At 52.6% G+C, this 19488-nt stretch carries 20 protein-coding genes; 11 read left to right on the forward strand and 9 right to left on the reverse strand.

The genetic code is table 11. The annotated features are described in order from the left end of the window. The first annotated feature begins 5 nt into the window (after positions 1-5). Both ACPUC7_RS08760 and ACPUC7_RS08765 read left to right on the forward strand, forming a co-directional pair. Positions 6-1439, forward strand: coding sequence for an MFS transporter (locus ACPUC7_RS08760; protein ID WP_494922604.1), 1434 nt, complete (start codon positions 6-8; stop codon positions 1437-1439). Between the two features lie 2 nt (positions 1440-1441). Then, a complete protein-coding gene (locus tag ACPUC7_RS08765; protein ID WP_494922605.1) occupies positions 1442-2656 on the forward strand; it encodes an acyl-CoA dehydrogenase family protein in 1215 nt (404 codons plus the stop codon). An 84-nt stretch (positions 2657-2740) separates the two neighbouring features. Here the strand turns inward: ACPUC7_RS08765 and ACPUC7_RS08770 are convergent, their stop codons facing one another. Further along, complete coding sequence (locus ACPUC7_RS08770; protein WP_494922606.1) at positions 2741-3688, reverse strand: sulfonate ABC transporter substrate-binding protein; 948 nt, start codon at positions 3686-3688, stop codon at positions 2741-2743. Between the two features lie 253 nt (positions 3689-3941). On the opposite strand from ACPUC7_RS08770, the gene ACPUC7_RS08775 reads away from it, so the two are divergent. Beyond that, positions 3942-5999, forward strand: coding sequence for an FUSC family protein (locus ACPUC7_RS08775; protein ID WP_494922607.1), 2058 nt, complete (start codon positions 3942-3944; stop codon positions 5997-5999). A gap of 15 nt (positions 6000-6014) precedes the next feature. Continuing rightward, positions 6015-6704: an aspartate/glutamate racemase family protein gene (locus ACPUC7_RS08780; protein ID WP_494922608.1), complete on the forward strand. Its 690-nt coding sequence runs from the start codon at positions 6015-6017 to the stop codon at positions 6702-6704. 110 nt (positions 6705-6814) lie between these two features. Here ACPUC7_RS08780 and ACPUC7_RS08785 read toward each other — a convergent pair whose 3' ends face one another. From ACPUC7_RS08785 to ACPUC7_RS08810, 6 genes are all read right to left on the reverse strand, one after another. Beyond that, entirely contained in the window at positions 6815-8086 is a 1272-nt protein-coding gene (locus ACPUC7_RS08785) for an alanine racemase (RefSeq protein WP_494922609.1), read from the reverse strand. A gap of 11 nt (positions 8087-8097) precedes the next feature. Further along, the gene (locus ACPUC7_RS08790; protein WP_343550640.1) at positions 8098-8835 is read right to left on the reverse strand and encodes an amino acid ABC transporter ATP-binding protein; all 738 of its coding nucleotides are present in this window, start codon (positions 8833-8835) and stop codon (positions 8098-8100) included. Next, positions 8832-9476, reverse strand: coding sequence for an amino acid ABC transporter permease (locus tag ACPUC7_RS08795; RefSeq protein WP_494922610.1), 645 nt, complete (start codon positions 9474-9476; stop codon positions 8832-8834). The genes ACPUC7_RS08790 and ACPUC7_RS08795 overlap by 4 nt, the downstream gene beginning before the upstream one ends. Beyond that, the gene (locus tag ACPUC7_RS08800) at positions 9473-10210 is read right to left on the reverse strand and encodes an amino acid ABC transporter permease (RefSeq protein ID WP_343550638.1); all 738 of its coding nucleotides are present in this window, start codon (positions 10208-10210) and stop codon (positions 9473-9475) included. Before ACPUC7_RS08800 ends, ACPUC7_RS08795 begins: the two co-directional genes overlap by 4 nt. Before the next feature lie 50 nt (positions 10211-10260). Continuing rightward, positions 10261-11097: an ABC transporter substrate-binding protein gene (locus tag ACPUC7_RS08805; protein ID WP_494922611.1), complete on the reverse strand. Its 837-nt coding sequence runs from the start codon at positions 11095-11097 to the stop codon at positions 10261-10263. 141 nt (positions 11098-11238) lie between these two features. Beyond that, positions 11239-11631: a RidA family protein gene (locus ACPUC7_RS08810; RefSeq protein ID WP_343550636.1), complete on the reverse strand. Its 393-nt coding sequence runs from the start codon at positions 11629-11631 to the stop codon at positions 11239-11241. 392 nt (positions 11632-12023) lie between these two features. Between ACPUC7_RS08810 and ACPUC7_RS08815 the strand changes: the two genes are divergently transcribed. The 3 genes from ACPUC7_RS08815 to zigA all read left to right on the forward strand — a co-directional run bounded on the left by ACPUC7_RS08815 (position 12024) and on the right by zigA (position 15437). Next, positions 12024-12776 (forward strand): IclR family transcriptional regulator, encoded by a 753-nt coding sequence (locus ACPUC7_RS08815; RefSeq protein WP_343550635.1) that lies wholly within the window; start codon positions 12024-12026, stop codon positions 12774-12776. Positions 12777-12892: 116 nt separating this feature from the next. Continuing rightward, positions 12893-13999 (forward strand): ABC transporter substrate-binding protein, encoded by a 1107-nt coding sequence (locus ACPUC7_RS08820; RefSeq protein WP_494922612.1) that lies wholly within the window; start codon positions 12893-12895, stop codon positions 13997-13999. A 217-nt stretch (positions 14000-14216) separates the two neighbouring features. Continuing rightward, on the forward strand, positions 14217-15437 hold the full coding sequence (zigA, locus tag ACPUC7_RS08825) for a zinc metallochaperone GTPase ZigA (protein WP_494922613.1): 1221 nt from the start codon (positions 14217-14219) through the stop codon (positions 15435-15437). Between the two features lie 35 nt (positions 15438-15472). Here the strand turns inward: zigA and ACPUC7_RS08830 are convergent, their stop codons facing one another. Next, positions 15473-16141 carry an O-methyltransferase gene (locus ACPUC7_RS08830; protein ID WP_494922750.1) on the reverse strand — a complete coding sequence of 223 codons (669 nt, stop codon included), beginning with the start codon at positions 16139-16141 and terminating at the stop codon, positions 15473-15475. Between the two features lie 91 nt (positions 16142-16232). Between ACPUC7_RS08830 and ACPUC7_RS08835 the strand changes: the two genes are divergently transcribed. From ACPUC7_RS08835 to ACPUC7_RS08850, 4 genes are all read left to right on the forward strand, one after another. Next, positions 16233-16871 (forward strand): TetR/AcrR family transcriptional regulator, encoded by a 639-nt coding sequence (locus ACPUC7_RS08835; RefSeq protein WP_494922614.1) that lies wholly within the window; start codon positions 16233-16235, stop codon positions 16869-16871. Between the two features lie 124 nt (positions 16872-16995). After that, positions 16996-17817 (forward strand): Cof-type HAD-IIB family hydrolase, encoded by an 822-nt coding sequence (locus ACPUC7_RS08840; protein ID WP_494922615.1) that lies wholly within the window; start codon positions 16996-16998, stop codon positions 17815-17817. Between the two features lie 105 nt (positions 17818-17922). Further along, complete coding sequence (locus ACPUC7_RS08845) at positions 17923-18195, forward strand: type II toxin-antitoxin system Phd/YefM family antitoxin (RefSeq protein ID WP_494922616.1); 273 nt, start codon at positions 17923-17925, stop codon at positions 18193-18195. Positions 18196-18203: 8 nt separating this feature from the next. Beyond that, positions 18204-18494, forward strand: a complete 291-nt coding sequence (locus ACPUC7_RS08850; protein ID WP_494922617.1) for a type II toxin-antitoxin system RelE/ParE family toxin — start codon at positions 18204-18206, stop codon at positions 18492-18494. A gap of 17 nt (positions 18495-18511) precedes the next feature. Here ACPUC7_RS08850 and ACPUC7_RS08855 read toward each other — a convergent pair whose 3' ends face one another. Continuing rightward, positions 18512-19399, reverse strand: coding sequence for an SDR family oxidoreductase (locus tag ACPUC7_RS08855; protein WP_494922618.1), 888 nt, complete (start codon positions 19397-19399; stop codon positions 18512-18514). Positions 19400-19488 lie beyond the last annotated feature (89 nt).

A 19488-nucleotide genomic window follows, 5' to 3' on the forward strand; every position in this document is an offset into this window, starting at 1 on the left:
GCGTTATGAGTTCCATACCTTTAGAAAACACCTTGCCGGCGTCAGAGCCGGTACGTTCGGTCAGCGATGTGGCTAGGCTTATCAACACGCGCACCAAAACCGACAATTACGCGCGCATGATCGTGTTCCTTGCGCTCGGCGGCGTGTTCCTCGATGCCTACGATCTCACCACGCTGTCGTATGGTATTGATGATGTGGTGCGCGAGTTCCAACTCTCGCCGCTACTTACCGGCTTGGTAACGTCATCGATTATGGTCGGCACCATCGTCGGCAATCTGGTTGGCGGCTGGCTCACCGATAAATACGGCCGTTATTCGGTGTTCATGGCCGACATGCTGTTCTTTGTAGTCTCAGCAATTGCCGCTGGCTTAGCGCCCAACGTTTGGGTGTTGATTGGCGCGCGCTTTTTAATGGGGGTTGGCGTTGGCATCGATTTGCCGGTGGCGATGTCGTATCTGGCCGAATTTTCGAAGTTCGCTGGTAAAGGCAACAAAGCGGCGCGACTCGCCGCATGGTGCCCAATGTGGTACGCCGCTTCCACCGTGTGCTTCTTGCTGATCTTCGCGCTCTATTTCCTGCTGCCAAAAGATCATCTTGATTGGTTATGGCGCGCTTCGCTGCTGTTTGGCGCAGTGCCAGCATTGCTGATCATCGCAGTACGCAGCAAGTTTATGAACGAATCGCCGTTGTGGGCAGCGAATCAGGGCGATCTCAAGGGTGCGGTGCGCATCTTGCGTGATTCTTACGGCATTCATGCACACGAGGCAGAACCGGAAGCGCCGCCCGCTGCTGCCGCGCCAAAAGTCAGTTTCCGCGTGTTGTTTGAAAAACCGTGGCGCGAACGCACCATCGTGGCGGGCGTGATGAACATCTGTATTTCCTTTGAATACACCGCAATTGCCTTCTTCCTGCCATCGATTCTGGCGCAGTTCCTGGGCGCCGGTGTGTTTGAAACCATCTCGGCGTCGCTCGGCCTCAATGCGTTGTTCGCGTTTACCGGCGGCCTGCTCGGTATGCGTTTGGCGTGGAAATATCCGTCGCGTCACGTGGCGATTGCCGGTTTTGCGCTGCAATTCTTTGCATTAATCGCCCTGGCGTTGATTGGGCATCCTCAAGCCATCGCTGGCATCATTTTCGCCGTGTTGATGTTGGGATTGTGGCTGTTTGCAGAAGGTTTTGGCCCAGGCGCGCAATTGATGGTGTATCCGGCGCTCTCTTATCCCACTTCGATTCGTGCGACCGGCGTCGGTTTTAGCCGTGCGCTCTCTGGCATCGGCAGTGCGCTGGCGCTGTTCATTTTACCGATTCTGCAAGCGGCGCTTGGCACCAATATGTTTTGGGTGGTTTCACTGGCGGCGATCATTCCAATCTTCTTCTTGCTGGCGGTGCGTCACGAGCCTACTCGCCACGATATCGACGAACTTTCATCTGAGGGCTAACCATGAGCTTATTAGCAACAGGCACAGATTATGACGCGCTGGCGGCGCATTTCCGCCCAATATTCGCGCGCATCGCCGTAGGCGCAGTTGAGCGTGAACGCAACCGCACATTGCCGTATGAAGCAATAACCTGGTTGAAAGAAGCTGGATTTGGCACGGTGCGCATTCCAACAGAGAAGGGCGGTTGGGGCGCATCGCTGCCGCAGCTGTTTCAGCTGCTCATTGAGTTGGCGGAAGCGGACTCCAATCTGCCGCAGGCGCTGCGCGCCCATTTTGCCTTTGTCGAAGATCGGCTTAATCAACCGGACAACTCAGAGCGCGATGGCTGGTTCCGACGCTTTATCGACGGCGAGCTGGTGGGCAGCGGCTGGACCGAAATTGGTGCGGTCAAGCTGGGTGATGTGATCACCCGCGTCACGCCATCATCAACCGGCTGGACGCTAAGCGGCGAGAAGTTTTACAGCACTGGCACGCTATACGCAGACTGGATTGATGTGTTCGCGCGTCGCAACGACAACCAGGGCGATGTCATCGCTCTGGTGAACGCCCACCAACCGGGCGTAACACGTGAAGACGACTGGGACGGCTTTGGTCAGCGTCTTACCGGCAGCGGCACCACGCGTTTCGATAGCGTTCACGTCGAGCAAGCGCACGTTTATGATTTCGCTACCCGTTTTCGTTATCAAACCGCGTTCTACCAGCATGTGTTACTGGCGACGCTGGCGGGGATTGCTCGCGCGGTGGCGCGTGATGGTGCAAAAGCAGTGGCGGCGCGTAATCGCGTTTATAGCCACGGCAATGGCAATGTTGCGCGTCAGGATGCGCAGATTTTGCAGGTTATCGGCGAAATTACTAGCCTAACGTTCGCGGTGGAAGCCACGGTGATTCGTGCTACACATTCACTGCAATCAGCATATGTCGCCCATTTAAGCCACGATGAATCGCAGATTGCGGAAATCAATGTGCTGGCGGAAGCCGAGGCTGGCCAGGCGCAAGTGATTGCCAGCGAATTGGTGACGCGGGCGGCAACCGAGTTGTTCAATGCGTTGGGCGCATCCGATACACGCGTCAGCAAAGCCTTGGATCGTCATTGGCGCAACGCGCGCACCGTGTCGTCGCATAATCCAGTAGTGTATAAAGCGCGCGATATTGGCGACTGGAAAGTCAATGGCGCGGCACCGACAGGTATTTGGCAGATTGGTCGGGGGGAAGGCTGATATAAAACCAGGTCACCATAAATGGCGACCCTACACAGTCAGCGTAGGGTCGCCATTTATGGTGACCTGGTAAATTGTGAGGACTTACTTCTTGTCCAGCGACCACGTCGCGCTACGCACATCCACCTTGACCGGCAACAACCCAACGCGGGTAAAGGTATCCGCCAACGCCTGTTGCTCATCAAACACCTGCGGCGTCATGCGCGTTGCGCCGTACGGCAAACGCTGCAACGTAGTTTGCCAGATGGCTTTATCCAATCCGGTTGATTTAGAGAGGATCGCCGCCGCATCATCTTGATTTTTATTGGCCCAATCACTCAACTTACTCAGTTCATCCACTACCTGTTTAGCGATTTGTGGATGACCATCGGCGAACGGACGGCTGGCAAGATAGAAGGTGTAATGCGGCACTAAACCTTCGGCGTTACGTATTTGGCGCGCATCAGCATGAGCTTCAACTTCCGCCAGGAACGGATCCCAAATCACCCACGCATCAATCGCGCCTTTCTGGAACGCAGCACGCGCATCGGCGGGTGGCAGGTATACCGGCGTGACGTCTTTGTAATTAAGTCCGGCATCTTCCAGCGCTTTCACCAGCAGATAGTTCACGTCGGAACCCTTATTTAAGCCAACGCGTTTGCCTTTCAAATCGGCGACGCTTTTGATGGCGGAGTCTTTGGGTACCACAATCGCTTCGGTTTTGGGATTGGCGGGTGAATGGCCGAGGTAGATCAAATCCGCTTTCGCCGCCTGAGCAAAAGCGGGCGGTGCATCGCCGGTGGCGGCTAAATCAATACTGCCGACGTTAAGACCTTCCAGCATTTGTGGCCCGGCGGGGAACTCCACCCAACGCACGTTAATGCCTTCTTTCTTCAACGTCTCATCCAGCGTGCCGCGATACTTCAGCAAGGCAAAGATATTGGCTTTTTGATAGCCCACGGTGACGGTTTCTGGGTTGGCAGCGAAGGCGTGCGCGGAGAGCAGGCCAACGCTAAGTGCTAATGCGCTTACGGCAGGAAATGTGGCTTTCATGATGATTCTCTCGTGGTTTTTTTGCCACGATAGCAAAGCGCTTATATAACCAATAAATAACGAATTTCGATCGCTTATAACTGATGGTGATGTGATCTGGGTCATTCACTGTAATCAGCAGCAGCGGCGATATTTCCATAGATGCCCATATAATTAGCACGGTAATAATTTGTATAACAAATCAAAATGCCATTTTAAAAAGCTTCTGTCAGGATAGGCAATTCCGCTGCCTGTATAAGGTTTTACCTGTTCTATGAAGTGGCTTTCACCAAGTGCAGTGTTGTTCTCTGCCAAAACTTGTCTTGCTGCCTTTCTGGCTTTTTATATCGCTCTGGAACTTAATCTTGATAAACCAGCCTGGTCACTGACTACAGTGTACGTTGCGTCGCAACTCTATTCGGGTTCGACGGTATCAAAATCGATTTTCCGCTTCTTCGGCACCGTGTTAGGCGGGCTGTTTACGCTGCTGATCTATCCCGCTACGGTGGAAGATCCACTGCTGTTTAGTCTGTGCATTTCGCTGTGGGTGGCGGTTTGCCTCTATTTGTCGCTACACGATCGCACACCAAAAAGCTATGTGTTTATGTTGGCGGGATACAGTGCCGCGATCATGGGTTTCCCCGATGTGGTTTCTCCTTCGGCGATTACCTACACGGTAATTTCGCGTATTGAAGAGATCACTGTGGCGATCATTTGTAGCAGCCTGGTGCATCGCCTGTTGTGGCCGGTTTCGATGCGCAACCTGTTAGAGCAGAGCGTCAATCTGTGGTATCAGAACGCGCGCAAGCTGTGCAGCGAATTGGTTACTGCGATGCCCGCCGAGAAATCGGTCGAGCGCGAAGATATTCTGGTGCAGATGGCCAACTATCCGCTCAATGTAGAAACGCTGATCACCCATTGCGTCTACGAAGGCGATGCGGCGCGGCGCCTAGTGCGCTTAGTCAGCGTGCAGTATCAACATCTGTCGTATTTCATTCCTACGCTGACGGCAATCGAATCGCGCCTGAATTTGCTGGCGCAACAGAACATCCTTTTCCCGGAATACATCGCTGACGTGTTCCAGCAATTTTTGCTGTGGCTCAACGGCGAGGATCAGCTACCGATCCGCGAAAAATTAGTCGCCGCACAACAACAGTTGCAAGCCGCCTGGCAACAAGGCCGCCTCAATAGCGAAGAGAGTATTTTGCTGATGGGATTGCTGGAACGTCTACTCAACTTTGTGCGCATCGTCGATGCTTATCATAGCGTTAGCGAGCGGGTGAGCGAGTGGACGCCGGCCGTCAAAGCCGGAAAAATGGCGCGCGCTCACAAGCATGTCGATAAAGGTTTACTGCTGCTGTCGTCGTTTACCGCTTTTATCGCCACCTTTGCCACCTGCGTATTTTGGATTGGTAGCGGCTGGGTGGATGGTGCGACCGCGCCGATGATGGCGGCGGTGCTGTGCTCGTTCTTCGCCGGGATGGATAGCCCCATCGCGCCGATGAAATTATTCCTCAAAGGCGTGCTGATCTCGGTGGCGATTAGCCTGTTCTATATCACGGTGTTGATCCCGCAAGCTGTCACCTTTGAAGCGTTGGTGATTTGCCTCGCGCCAGGATTGCTGGCGCTGGGATTGGTGATTGCCAATCCATCCACCAACCTGATTGGTTTGATCGTCGCCACGCAAATCCCCGGTTTGATCGGCATGAGCCACAATTTCAAACCTGATTTGCAGCTTATAGTGAACGCGATTCTCTCGACGCTGGTGGGCATTACCTTTGCACTGGTGATCACTGCGCTGATTCGCAATAAACGTCCGTCGTGGACCGCGAGACGTGCGGTGCGCAAAGGGATTCGTGAGTTGCTGCACTTTATCGCCACGGTGCGCCTCAACAGCGTGACGATGACGGCGCGCCAGCAGTTTGTTTCGCGCACGCTGGATAAGGTCAACATTATCTTGCCGCGCAAACGTGTTGATCCTGCGCCCGATCTGGTCTCCGGCGGCAATTTGATCGCGGAAGCCTGGCTGGGCGCCAACTGCTACGACTATTACACCCGCCACCGTGAGTTGCTCTTGGCGCACCAGATTGAGAGCGCGGCGATGTTCCACGAATTGAGCCAGTTCCTCAAACGTCGCTTAAAGTCGCTGCACACCGCGCCGCAGCCTGAATTGCTGGCGGAATTAAACGCCTTGCTGCTGCGACTGGAAAGCGCGGCGATGCAGGAAAAAACGCTGTTTACGCCGATGTTCCACTTGTTCAACATCCGCTTATCGCTGTTTCCTTCTGCACGCTGGCCGGAAATCACGTACAGTGCGCAACAGAGCGTATAAAACGGAGTTAAGCAGATGAAAATGATCGGTTTGATTGGCGGAATGAGCTGGGAATCGACTGCGTTGTATTACCGCATTATTAATGAGCAGGTAAAACAGCAGTTGGGTGGATTGCACTCCGCGCGCAGCCTGATGTATAGCGTCGATTTCCATGAGATCGAAAAACTGCAAGCCGCGGGTGAATGGCAAAAAGCCGGTGAGATTTTAGCGCAAGCCGCGATCAGTCTGGAGAAGGGCGGGGCGGATTTCATTGTGCTGTGTACTAACACCATGCACAAAGTGGCGCAGCAGATGACCGATGCGGTGAGCATTCCGCTGTTGCATATCGCTGACGCTACCGCAACGCGCATTCATCAGGCGGGCGTGAAGAAGGTTGGTTTGCTGGCGACGGCATTCACCATGGAGCAGGACTTCTATAAAGGTCGTCTGGAAAAATCGGGGCTGGAGGTTTTAGTGCCTGATGCGTCGGGCCGCAAAGTGGTGCATGAGGTTATTTATCACGAGCTGTGCCTCGGCGTGATTCGTGAGGAATCGCGCGCGCAGTATCGTGAGATTATTGCTGCGCTGGTGGAGCAGGGCGCGGAAGCGATCATTCTGGGTTGTACCGAAATCACGTTGCTCGTGAAGCCCGAAGATGCCAGCGTGCCATTGTTTGATACCACGTTGATTCATGCCGAAGATGCGGTGAAGTTGGCGTTGGTTTAAAATTGCTGCGGTCACCATAAATGGCGACCCTACAAAAATCGAATGCGGTTTGTAGGGTCGCCATTTATGGTGACCGCCAATTCACCTCACATTATCAGGTCAACAAACCCTCAAAATGCTGTTTCCAGTGAATCCGTGACGCAATAATCATCATCCACCAGCGGTAAATAACGCCACTTATCGAACGCGGTGCACGGATGCGAAATACCGCAACCAACCCAATCGCCCGGCTCAAGCACTTCATCTTCTGGCAGCAACAAATAAGCGTGCTGATCGTTCACATCGCTGATACGCAAATGCGTTGCCGCGCGCGGTGCGCTGCCATCGGCATTGCGAATCCACAGCGGATTCGGCAAATCCTGATCGAACGGTACATCGCGACGACCAAAATCGACAAACGCCAATCCCGGTTCCGGACGCGATAACACGCGGCCCCAAATCTCCAGCGCCGCGTCAAAATGATGTGTTGCGCCGGGCTGAGCAAAGGGAGCGATGCGTGCGTACAATCCGCTGTCGTGCGCCATGTAAGCGCCGGAACGAATCAATGGCGTCATCGTTAACGGCAATTTTGCTGCGGTAAAACATGCTGTCACCACATCAAACCACGCGCCGCCACCGGCACTCAGAATGATGTGATCGCTACTGAACAACTGCTTTTCCGCCAACAACGCGGCGGTGGCGATCATCATCTGGCAATAATCTTGCACCTTCTGCACACCGGCTGCATCGCGGTTAGCGCCCAATGCACCTTCATAACCAGCAACGCCAACCAGCTGCAACGATGAACTGGCAGCAATGGCTTCTGCAATCGCCAGCGCTTCTTGCTGCGAACGGCAACCGGTACGACCGCCGCTGACTGACATCTCTAACAGCACCGAAATCTGGCTGTCGCCAAGATGTTGCTCCAGCAGTTTCACCCCTTGCAGTGAATCGACGTAGCAAAGGAAACCGTGATCGGGATGCGCTTGCTGCCACTGCGCAATCCAGCGAATGCCCGCCGGATCGACCAATTCATTGGCGAGAAACACATTGCGAATGCCGAACTGGCGCAGCGCACGCACTTGAGAGGGTGTTGCCGCGCCCAAACCCCACGCGCCGCCCTGGCTAATGGCGCGGCGCAGAATCGCCGGTGACATCGAGGTTTTACCGTGCGCCGCCAGCATTACGCCGTTTTCACCACAGAAAGCCGCCAACTGACGCAGGTTATTTTCCAGCGCGGATTGTTTCATGATCATCAACGGTGAAAACACTTGCTCGCTGCTGAGCACCGCAGTGCCGATAGCCAGCGGCGCATCGCCATTGTCAGCTACCGATTTGAAGCGTGGCGCGGCTTGTTGCGCATCCAGTAAACCGTCCGCTTGAAGCGGAAAGCGAATCGACATAACTCCTCCTGTTAGTGCTCAAGCACGCGTGATAAAAATTGCTGAGTGCGCGGATTCTGCGGGTTAACGAAGATTTGTTCCGGCGATCCTTGTTCGGCAATCACGCCTTGATCCATAAACACCACGCGATCGGCTGTTTTACGCGCGAAGCCCATTTCATGCGTCACTACTACCATCGTCATGCCTTCACGCGCCAGGCTGCGCATCACTTCCATCACTTCACCAACCAATTCCGGATCCAGTGCCGAAGTGGCTTCATCGAAGAACATGATTTTCGGTTCAACCGCCAATGCACGCGCAATCGCCACGCGTTGTTGCTGGCCGCCGGAAAGCTGTGCCGGATAATGATGTGCGCGTTCCGCCAGGCCAACACGCGTGAGCGCAGCCATGCCGCGTTTATTGGCTTCGGCTTCGGATAATTTTTGCGCTTTGATCAACGCTAACGTCACGTTGCCGAGTGCGGTTTTATGTGGAAACAGATTGAACTGCTGGAACACCATACCAACGTGACCACAAATTTCACTGGCACGCTTACGTTCGTGTAACGGGACTTCGTTGACCCAAACCTCGCCGCCGTCAGCCACTTCCAGGCCGCTCATAATGCGCAACACGGTACTTTTACCGGAACCTGATGCGCCAATCAGTACCAGCACTTCGCCGGGTGAAACATCGAGGCTGATCTCTTTCAACACCTGAGTTGAGCCAAATGATTTGGTGATCCGGCTCAGCGTAATCGCGGATTTGTTCATGAAATTTGGCTCCTGGTTTGATGATGTTGAACCCAACGTGAAAGCGGGAAGCAGATAACGAAGTAGAGCAGGGCGACAAGCCCGTAAACCACCACCGGCTGGCCGATGCGATCGACAATCGCCTGACCTTGATGCATCAATTCGGACATACCGATCATGCTGACAATCGAGGTATCTTTAATCAGCGAAAGATATTGTCCTGCCAGCGGTGGCAACACGATGCCGCGCGTTTGTGGCAGGATCACGCTCATAAAGGTTTGGCGCTTCGACATCCCCAGGATCCACGACACTTCCCACTGACCTTTTGGCACCGCTTCAATTCCAGCGCGGAACACCTCGGCGATATATGCGCCCTGATAAATGCTCAGTCCGAGAATACCGGCGGCGAACAGGTTGATGTCGTAGCCGAAATACGCCACGCCGAAGTAGATGAACATCAAGGTGATCAACACCGGCGTGCCGCGAAACAGTTCGGTGTAGATCACCGCAATTTGCTTGGCGACCGGCAAGCGACTGGTGCGCAACACCGCCGCCAGCAAGCCTAACAACGTGCTGCCAATGATGGCGGCGATGGATAACAGCAGCGTAATACCGAGCCCTTTCAGCAGAATCGGTAACGAACTGATGATTAATTCGTTCATAGCGCGTTCTCCCGTTTCAGCGGATTAGTCAGCCATCTTTTTGCCCACCACCAGGCGGACTTTTTTACTGGCGTCACCAGCGGCGGGTGGAACATGCGCCGTCCTGCGAGTGTTCCCAGCCAGGAAAATAGATTGCTTAACACCAGATACACCAGCGCGACCACGCTAAAGGTTTGGATATACAGCAGCGTACGGGCGTTGATCACCGTGGCGGTGCCAGTCAACTCCGGTAACGCAATCGCCGACAACAGCGAGGTGCCAAGCAGCAACTGAATCAGGTTGTTGATAATCGCCGGCCACACTGCGCGCGCCGCTTGTGGCAGCACCACAGTAAGAAACACCTGACGACGCGGAATGCCCAGCACCCAAGCGGCTTCCAACTGACCTTTCGGCACCGATTGAATCCCGGCGCGGAAGGTTTCCGAAAGATACGCGCCAACATTAATGCCCAACGCCAGCACGCCAGCGGTAAAGGCGCTCATGGTGATGCCGAGCGATGGCAGGCCAAAGAAGATGATGAAAATCTGCAACAGCACCGGCGTATTGCGGATAAATTCAACGTAGCAGTGGCTGATCCAGCGCAGCGGAGCCAGCGGCGAGGCTTTTGCCAGCGCGGAAATCAATCCCAACGCCACTGCCAGTGCGAATGCCAGCAGCGTAACCTGCAAGGTTAGCCACGCGGCTTCCAGAAATGTGTCGGCGTAGCGCCACAAGGTTAGCCATTGATAACTCATGGTTCTGCTCCTTTGAGCGACGCAGCGTCAACCGCTGCGCCGCATTGGGATCAATATTGCGGATTCAGCGGGTAACGTGGTTTGTTACCGAACCATTTCTGGTACAACTGGGCGTTTTCGCCGGAAGCGTTAATCTCAAACAGGAACTCATTCAGGTAGTTAGTCCAAACCTGATCGCCTTGTTTCACGCCGAAGGCGTTGTATTCGAGCGGCACCAGCGCTTCGTTCGTCACGGTTAACGTTGGGTCGAGCTTGGCTTGATAGGCGAGGAAGTTGTTATCCTCGATCATCGCATCGGCCTGACCTTGTTTCACCGCTAGGATTGCCGCTTGCGATGAATCGTATTCCTGAATCTTCACGTCGATACCGAGGTTGCGCACTTCATCACCGTTGGTGGAACCCTTAACGGTAGCGATGGTTTTGCCGCCCATATCGTGCGCTGATTGAATGCCGCTATTTTTGCGCACCAGCATCGCTTCACTCGCCACCACATACGGATGGGTGAAGCCGATCTCTTTGGCACGCTCAAGGTTGCGGGTGAAGTTACAGAACACCACATCGACTTTATTGGTTTGCAGGTTCGGAATACGGTTGGCGCTGGTGGTGTTAACCATTTCCAGCTTCACACCCATCTCTTTTGCCAGCGCTTTGGCGAGATCCACGTCATAACCATCTGGATTGCCGTCTTTGTCATAAAAGCCGAATGGTGCGAAGCTCAGGCAATCGCCGACACGCAGCGTGCCGCGTTGCAACACGGTTTGCAGCGCCGATTGCGGAGCCGCACCGGCTTCTTTTTTCTCTTCAGTTGGCGTACAGCCCGCCAGAGTGAGTAATACCAGCGCACCTGCTACGGCTTTGACGCCTGTTTTTAGCGATGTTGTGTTCATTTATATGCTCTCTTATAAAATTTTGACGAGACGGCAGGTTGCCGTTATTCCACAGCAAAATTGAAAGGCATCAATTAATAACAGGCTGTCCTGGTGTGGGCGTAGAAAGTAAAAACGCCAGCCTGCTTTAATTCGTAATAATTATTTACGATCGGCGCGGAAGCATTTCATATCTACTTCCACTTTGCAGTCAACTACTAAGTCCTGCACGCTACAAATACGCGCCGGAGGATTACCACTGAATATCTCACTGAATACTTTGTTGAATGAACTGAAATAACGTGCGTCGGTTAATACCGCGGTAACGTGCACCACATCTTCAACGCGATAACCCGCTTCTCGCATGATGGTCAGACAGTTTTCGAACGCCAGTTGCGTCTGTTCGATGATGCCGCCTTCAACCACTTCGCCGTCGCGCATTGGCGTTTGGCCGGAAATATACAGCCAGCCATCGGCTTCTACCGCCCGTGCGAACGGCAATTTCTGCCCGCCGGTGCCGGTTCCGCCTTCAACGCCATAACGTTTAATCGCCATCCTTTACTGCTCCTCTTTCAGCGAAACTGTGAATCCCGCGTTGTCTGGTATACCAGACTGCAATCTGCAATACTGGATAGGGCAAGATTTGCACAGGACTATTTCTTTTGCAATATGTGCACTGCTATTTAATTTTTTGTGATGTAGTCGGGATCGCAAAATAATAAACAGCGCATAAGATTTTTAAATCAGAGTGTGATCTTTATCGTAATTTTAATAAACATCAGAAAGTGCAGCGCGCCAAAATGAGGCACCAAATTAGAACGTCGAAATATAACCTGCGTGATTAATATTTTTATTTATCCTCGATGGGTAAAACGACAAGGGCGGTGTATGATGCCTTTCTTTTATTACGCAACCTGTACGCACCAATGTAACTGAGGAGTGATTGTATGCCGGATGAAAAACCCTCGCGGGCACGCGGCGTTGACCGGGTTATCGACATTTTTCGGCAGCTTCACACTGCCCGCCAACCCATGGCGATGCGCGATTTGATTGAAGCAACGGGCGCACCGCGATCCAGCATCTATGAATTAGTCAGCTTGCTGAGCGAAGCCGGATTGGTGGAATTGGATGCGGAAGGCGCAGTGTTTTTTGGCCGGGAAATGCACTATTACGGTGCGGATTACATGGCGCACAACGATCTGATCCGTCGCGCGCATCAGCTGATGGTGGAGATTGTGGCGCGTCACGGCGAAACCGTGCAGCTCTGCATGCTGGAAGGCAATAAGTACACGGTGGTGCTGTCTGAAAGCAACGCGCATCCGTTTAAAATCACCTCTGACATTGGCGTGCGCGTGCCCATTACCTGGACCGCCACCGGCCGTTTGCTGCTGAGCAACTGGTCTGATAGCGCGATTCTGGATTTGATTCCGGAAGAAGATTATCGCCTCGCCAGCGGACAGATTCTGGATAAACAGGCATTTCTCGATGAAATCCATCACGCGGGCAAACTGGGTTATTGCATGACCGAAGGGCTTTCCGAAAGTTTTACCTGCTGTATGGCGGCACCGATTCGTTCGCGCAACGGCCAGGCGGTGGCGGCAATTTGCTTTATGGTGAGCCGCGATACGCCGCAAGAGCGTCGACAAATGTTATTGCAGGAACTGATCACCTCCGGCCAAAAACTCTCTGATTTCACTTAATTTCGCGTTCGAAAAACTCTGTTACAACTGATTAAAGTGGCGTTTATTTCCGCCACTTAAGGTTGTGTTAAGGTAATTGATAATAATAACTATTCTTTTTACCACGGAGTTATGGGATGAAAACGCGCCTGCTTTTGGCAATGGGATTATTGGCTTCCACCGCGGCTGCTGCCTCAACGTATCCGCTGACCGTCACCGATATGGACGGCAACACGCAAACGATCACCAAAGAACCACAACACATCATTTTGCAGGATGGCCGCGACATTTTGACGCTGGCGCTGCTGGATCGTGACGACCCGTTCAAGCGTGTAGTGGCGTGGAATAATTTGCCGAAGAAACAGGACACACAAACCTGGGATTTGCTGAAAGGACGCTGGCCGGAAGCGACCAAAATCGTGGATATGGGTTTTAGCGATCAAGGTCAGGTGAATCTCGAAAGCGTATTGGCGCAAAAACCGGATTTGATGATTGCGCAGTTGCGTGCCAAACCGGCGTTGCAACAGTCTGGCGTGCTGACCACGTTGAATAATCTGCATATTCCGGTGGTGTTCGTTGATTATGAACTCCATCCAGCGCAAAACACCGCACCAAGCGTTACCTTGCTGGGCAAAGTGTTGAACCGCGAAAGCCAGGCCAAAGCCTACACCGATTTCTATCAGCAGAAATTTGATCGCATCACCAAAGGCGTGGCGGCAATCAAAAACAAACCAACGGTGTTCATCGAACCGATTGCTGGCAACAGCGATAACTGCTGCTTTACCCACAGTCATAACGGTTGGGGCGGATTGGTGGAAGCGGTTGGCGGCAAAAACATCGGCTCTGAATTGCTGCCAGGCAACACCGGATTTATCGCGTTGGAAAAAATCATCGCCATGAAACCGGATGTTTACATCATGACTGGCTCGAAGCGTCCGAATACCAACGTATTGCCGTTTGGTTATGGCGTGCAGCCGCAAGAGATCAAAGCGACATTCCAGCAACTGTTAACCCGCACCGGCCTTGCACAGATCGAACCGGTTAAACAGAATCGTGTGTACGGCGTTTATCATCACTTCTATAACCATCCGTACAACATCGTTGGGATGGAAATTCTGGCGAAAGACCTTTATCCACAACAGTTCGCCGACCTCACGCCAACAGCTGATTTCCGTACTATCGTGAAAACCTTCACCAAGCTGCCGGATAGCGCGATCGATTTAAGCTATCCGAATAATCAGTAGTTCTCTCTTGTGGTGCGCATTCATGCGCACCCAACAATGAATTTCGTAGGGTCGCCATTTATGCTGACCAGCGCCTTTCAAACCGCCACGAAACTTAAGCACTAAAAATCTCTCGAATTCCTCAATGACAACATTAATTGTTATGTTATAACATAACTAAATCAAGCGCGATGTATCCACACAACATCGCGCAGTTTTGTCATTTAGAGGAGTTGCAATGTCAGCCTTAACGCCAGCCAACCGTGAATTCAAAAAGCTACCGGTTACCGTTCTTTCTGGTTTTCTCGGTGCCGGGAAAACCACGCTGCTTAACCATATTCTTAATAATCGCCAAGGTCTTCGCGTGGCGGTAATCGTCAATGATATGTCGGAAGTGAACATTGATGCCGCGCTGGTGCGCGAGGGCGGGGCTGAATTGTCACGCACCGATGAGAAGCTGGTGGAAATGAGCAACGGCTGCATTTGCTGCACGCTGCGTGAAGATTTGCTGTTAGAGGTGAATCGTTTAGCGAAAGATGGCCGCTTCGATAACCTGGTAATTGAATCGACCGGGATTTCTGAACCGTTGCCGGTAGCTGAAACCTTCACCTTCGCTGATGAAGATGGGCAAAGTTTATCGGAGGTGGCATCGCTCGATACTATGGTGACGGTGGTCGATGGCTTCAACTTCCTGCGCGATTATGAATCCAATGAAAGCATCCAATCGCGCGGCGAATCGTTAGGCGAAGAGGATGAACGCACCGTGGTGGATTTGCTGGTCGATCAAATTGAGTTCTGCGATGTGCTAATCCTCAACAAAACTGACTTGATCAACGAAGCGGAAAAAGCGCGCTTGATGGCGATTCTGACCTCACTAAATCCGCGCGCCAACATTGTGACGTCTGAGTTTGGCAAGGTCGCGCTGGAAAAGGTACTGAACACCGGATTGTTTGATTTTGATGCCGCGTCGCTGGCGCCGGGTTGGCTGAAAGAGTTGCGCGGTGAACACACGCCGGAAACCGAAGAGTACGGTATTCGCAACTTTGTCTATCGCGCGCGCCGGCCGTTCCATCCGGCACGTTTCGCGCAGGTAATCGAGAATGATTTGCAGGGCGTGGTGCGCTCTAAAGGCTATTTCTGGCTGGCGAGTCGTCCACGTCATGCCGGTTCATGGTCGCAGGCGGGCGGTGTATCGCGACAAGGTTTAGCCGGTTTATGGTGGGCGAGCGTCCCCAAAGAACGCTGGCCGCAAGATGAGGAAAACCTCGGCTACATTATGGAAAACTGGGTTGAAGGCAGCGGCGATGCGCGCCAGGAATTGGTGTTTATCGGCATCGAAATGGATGAAAGCGTACTGCGCCAAAAGCTGGACGATGCGCTGCTGACCGATAATGAAATGGCGCTTGGCGTCGAGAATTGGGCCAGCTTGCCCGATCCGTTCCAATCCTGGTTTAACTAATGCTGTTGGTCGCCAGTTTTGGCGACCAACTTTATTCACGCGTTTCCTAACCACATTGACACTTCAACGCCATCGGCAAACGGCAGCGACATAAATTCCTTGCTGCTGTGTATCCGTTCGAGATATTCAGGGCTAAAGTCGGCATCATCGGCGACGATCAACGCACCTGCACGCAAATAAGGCTGCACTAACGCCAGAATCTCTGGATAGATCGCCTTCGCACCATCCAGCACCAGCATGTCGATTACTGGCGGCAAATCACGGCTCAAGGTAGCTAACGCATCGCCGACGCGCACTTCAATCAAATCATTGACGCCTGCATCGGCGAAGTGATTGCGCGCCAACGCCACTTTTCCTGGCTCAAATTCGCTGGTGATGATGTTGCCGCCACCGTTATCACGCACAGCCGCAGCTAAATGCAGCGTGGAAATACCAAACGAGGTACCAAATTCGATAATGGTGCGCGCCTTACTGCTGCGCGCCAGCATGTACAGCAACTTGCCGGTTTCACGCGAAACGGCGAGCGGTACATCCTTCAAGTGACCATAAAGTTCGAGGTAATCGGTTTTGCTCTGCAACAGGCGATTTTGCTCGGCATCTGACATTTTCCTGAACGCATCATTGGTCGGATGCGCCATGTTATCGGCCAGTTCAAACAGGTAATTCAGCAGCGGTGCCAATGGCGCTGAGGTCAATGTATTCATCATAAGTTCCTAGTTATCAGGATGGATTTTGCTGTACCAAAAGAATACGATGAATTACTCGCGTTTCACTATTCGTGTTCAGGAAAGACAGATGGCTGAGCAACCTAACAGTAAGATTTCACAGAGGAAAAAGCCTAAGCAAGCGCGCTCGAATGAGCTGGTTTCAGCCATTTTGCAAGCAGCTACTCAGGTTTTAGAGCAGGAAGGTGCCACCCGTTTTACTACGGCGCGCGTGGCTGAACGCGCTGGCGTCAGTATTGGATCGCTGTACCAATATTTTCCCAACAAGGCGGCTATTCTGTTTCGTTTACAAAGTGAGGAGTGGCAGCGCACTGGCGATTTACTCGGCACCATTTTGCGCAATCAGGCGCATACGCCACGTCAGCGCATCCACCATCTTACGTTGGCATTCCTGCATTCGGAATGTGAAGAAGCGGCGATGCGCACCGCGCTCAACGATGCTGCGCCGCTGTATCGTGATGCGCCAGAAGTGCAGCAAGCGCGTGCAGCGGGTGAGAATGTGATGAGTGATTTTTTGCTGGAACTCCTTCCGCAAATGGATGCCGATGAACGGGGGCGCGCCAGTGATTTAATCAACAGCACGTTGGGCCATGTCGGCAAACATTTTTCCGAATTGCCGCGCACGCCAGCCGAGATTCAGGCTTACGCGCAGGATATGGCGCAGATGTTCTGTGCCTGGATCAGAGAAAAGGGCGCTGATTTACAGTAAAAGATGGGCTGGAAATCTCTGAAAGCGGTTAACAAACTCATTATTCACATTCTCAATAATCCACACCGCGAGTAAGCTTAACAAAAACCTTTTTAATGCCGGATGGGCAATACGGGAGAGCAAAATGGCAGTGAAAATGATTGCGGTGGATATGGATGGGACTTTTCTTGATGACAACAAGCAATACAACGCGCAGCGCTTTGCGCGTCAGTATGCATTGCTCAAAGAGAAGGGCATTCGATTCGTGGTCGCCAGCGGCAATCAATATTATCAGCTTCAACGCTACTTCCCTGAGATTAAAGATGAAATCGCCTTTGTCGCGGAAAACGGCGCGTGGGTTTCAGATAGCAATGAAGAGATTTTTTGCGGCGAATTGGCGCCAGAGCGCGTGCATCAAATCCTCGATATCCTGGCGAAAGAACCGGATATCAGCACCGTAGTATGCGGACGCGATGGGGCCTATGTGCACACTTCCATGTCTGACGAAGTGATTGGCATGTTGGCAAATCATTATCATCGCCTCGAAAAACGCGACAATTTGTACGATATCGACGACACCATTTTCAAATTTTCGCTCAATCTGGCGCATGAAGGTGTCGATGCTTTAATGGCGCGTTTGCATGCCGAACTTGGCGCAATTGAAAACATCATGCATCCGGTTTCCAGCGGCTTTGGCTTTGTCGATCTGATCATTCCCGGCTGCCATAAAGCACACGGCATCGCGCTATTGCAGGAAAAATGGGGCATTGATGATTGCGAAGTGGTCGCAATCGGCGATAGCGCAAACGATCTCGAAATGTTGCGCCAGGCTTGCTACAGCTTTGCGATGGCCAACGCCGCTGCGCCAGTTGCTGCGGTATCGCGTTATAAAACCGATAGTAACAATGACGAAGGCGCGCTTAACGTGATTGCTCGCATACTGGCACGCGAAGAACCGTTTAGTTAATGTCAGAGGAAGTGCCGACAACGCTCAAGGTTGAGATTGTATAAAACTAACGCAACAACTAAAATAAGTACAAATCGGTACGATTTGACCAAAATAGGTGATTTTATGCATAGTTTCACAGCCAGCGAAGCCAAAATTCAATTCGGCGAAGTACTGAGCAAAGCAACGCGTGAGCCTGTCGGCATTACCAAAAACGGCAATCCAAAATTTGTCATTATGTCAGTGGACGATTACAAGGCGCTGGAAGCCCACAAGTTGGCGAATTTGCGCAACATGTTGGCCGATTCTATTGCGGCTTCCGAGCGAGGCCATGTGTACTCAATGGAAGATGTTTTTAGCCCACTGACTGCTGAAGAACTTAAATCTGTTGGGGAGTAATTTCAGGGATGACCATCATTTTTACTGGGCCAGCAAGAAAGCAGGTCCGTGCCATCAATATATACTCGCAGATAAACTATGGCCCAACGACGGCGCAAATCTATGTCGAGGGCCTGAAACACACCTTGCTCCAGCTAGAAAATAATCCGGGCATCGGACGCAATCGCGACGAACTCGGCCCGGAAGTAATGAGTTTCCCAGCTGGTAGCCACATCATTTTTTACCGCGTTATCACCCAAGGAATTGAAGTGTTGGCGGTTGTTCATCAACGTGACGATTTAGGTAAGTTTTTCCCTTAGCGTTGCAGTCGAATCAATCAGCTAAAATATCCCGCCTCACGCATATCCTCTAACAATCCCGGCCCGGTTGGTTGCCAGTTGAACGTCTTACGCGTCCACGCGCTGGATGAAGGATTATCGGTAGCGGCAAAGAACGCCATCCAACCCAACCAATTTTTGGCCTCTTCAGGCGATAAGCTTTTCACCGGCAGCGACAAACCTGTACCAATGGTTTCGGCAATCTGGCGGAACGCAATGCCTTCCTCTTGCACAGCATGCAGAATAGTACCCGGTTCAGCCTGTTCAGCGGCAAGACAAAACAGTTCCGCTGCATCATCGCGATGCACGGCTGGCCAACGATTTTCACCTTCGGTGATGTAAACCGCCGCGCCTTTCTCTTTCGCCATATTGATGATCATCGGAATGAAACCATGATCGCCCGCGCCATGAACGGTTGGCGGTAAGCGCACCAACGCCACGCGCACGCCTTGATCGGCTAACGCCAAAGCCGCTACGTTAGAATTGGAACGAGGATGTGCGCCACTTGCAGGGCGAATCTGCTCAGTGGCAAGGCGTCCAGGCGCAACCAATGCGGTGCCAGAAGTGACAATTAATGGGCGATCTGAACCCGCTAATACTTCCCCCATCGCCAAAATAGCGCGTTGATCCACTTCGGCGGCATGATCCATACGGCTAAAATCGTGGATATATCCGGCATGAATCACGCCATCGCTTTGCTCGACGGCATGACGCAAACTGGCGAGATTTTCTAAATCGCCGCGAATCACTTGCACACCTTGCTGCTGGAGTTTCTCCGCAGAGGCATCGCTGCGCGCCAAACCTTGCACTTGATAGCCGCGCGCCTGTAATTTTTTCACAATGGCGGAGCCGATAAACCCGCTCGCCCCAGTCACAAAAATTCGCATAATCGTGCTCCACGTAATCGAAGTTGAAGCACTATGATAAAAGCCTGCGGCGCGACGAACAGCCGTGAGCTTATACAGGTATATGAACT

The sequence above is a fragment of the Pantoea sp. CFCC18179 genome, from assembly GCF_059412405.1.

Excerpts from the sequence above, each read along its gene's own strand:
- ACPUC7_RS08845 (WP_494922616.1), top strand. The coding sequence starts at position 17,923 with ATGCATAGTTTCACAGCCAGCGAAGCCAAAATTCAATTCGGCGAAGTA.
- ACPUC7_RS08760 (WP_494922604.1), top strand. The coding sequence starts at position 6 with ATGAGTTCCATACCTTTAGAAAACACCTTGCCGGCGTCAGAGCCGGTA.
- ACPUC7_RS08815 (WP_343550635.1), top strand. The coding sequence starts at position 12,024 with ATGCCGGATGAAAAACCCTCGCGGGCACGCGGCGTTGACCGGGTTATC.
- ACPUC7_RS08790 (WP_343550640.1), bottom strand. The coding sequence starts at position 8,835 with ATGAACAAATCCGCGATTACGCTGAGCCGGATCACCAAATCATTTGGC.
- ACPUC7_RS08840 (WP_494922615.1), top strand. The coding sequence starts at position 16,996 with ATGGCAGTGAAAATGATTGCGGTGGATATGGATGGGACTTTTCTTGAT.
- ACPUC7_RS08810 (WP_343550636.1), bottom strand. The coding sequence starts at position 11,631 with ATGGCGATTAAACGTTATGGCGTTGAAGGCGGAACCGGCACCGGCGGG.
- ACPUC7_RS08855 (WP_494922618.1), bottom strand. The coding sequence starts at position 19,399 with ATGCGAATTTTTGTGACTGGGGCGAGCGGGTTTATCGGCTCCGCCATT.
- ACPUC7_RS08785 (WP_494922609.1), bottom strand. The coding sequence starts at position 8,086 with ATGTCGATTCGCTTTCCGCTTCAAGCGGACGGTTTACTGGATGCGCAA.
- ACPUC7_RS08795 (WP_494922610.1), bottom strand. The coding sequence starts at position 9,476 with ATGAACGAATTAATCATCAGTTCGTTACCGATTCTGCTGAAAGGGCTC.
- zigA (WP_494922613.1), top strand. The coding sequence starts at position 14,217 with ATGTCAGCCTTAACGCCAGCCAACCGTGAATTCAAAAAGCTACCGGTT.
- ACPUC7_RS08800 (WP_343550638.1), bottom strand. The coding sequence starts at position 10,210 with ATGAGTTATCAATGGCTAACCTTGTGGCGCTACGCCGACACATTTCTG.
- ACPUC7_RS08780 (WP_494922608.1), top strand. The coding sequence starts at position 6,015 with ATGAAAATGATCGGTTTGATTGGCGGAATGAGCTGGGAATCGACTGCG.
- ACPUC7_RS08850 (WP_494922617.1), top strand. The coding sequence starts at position 18,204 with ATGACCATCATTTTTACTGGGCCAGCAAGAAAGCAGGTCCGTGCCATC.
- ACPUC7_RS08820 (WP_494922612.1), top strand. The coding sequence starts at position 12,893 with ATGAAAACGCGCCTGCTTTTGGCAATGGGATTATTGGCTTCCACCGCG.
- ACPUC7_RS08805 (WP_494922611.1), bottom strand. The coding sequence starts at position 11,097 with ATGAACACAACATCGCTAAAAACAGGCGTCAAAGCCGTAGCAGGTGCG.
- ACPUC7_RS08770 (WP_494922606.1), bottom strand. The coding sequence starts at position 3,688 with ATGAAAGCCACATTTCCTGCCGTAAGCGCATTAGCACTTAGCGTTGGC.
- ACPUC7_RS08830 (WP_494922750.1), bottom strand. The coding sequence starts at position 16,141 with ATGAATACATTGACCTCAGCGCCATTGGCACCGCTGCTGAATTACCTG.
- ACPUC7_RS08765 (WP_494922605.1), top strand. The coding sequence starts at position 1,442 with ATGAGCTTATTAGCAACAGGCACAGATTATGACGCGCTGGCGGCGCAT.
- ACPUC7_RS08775 (WP_494922607.1), top strand. The coding sequence starts at position 3,942 with ATGAAGTGGCTTTCACCAAGTGCAGTGTTGTTCTCTGCCAAAACTTGT.
- ACPUC7_RS08835 (WP_494922614.1), top strand. The coding sequence starts at position 16,233 with ATGGCTGAGCAACCTAACAGTAAGATTTCACAGAGGAAAAAGCCTAAG.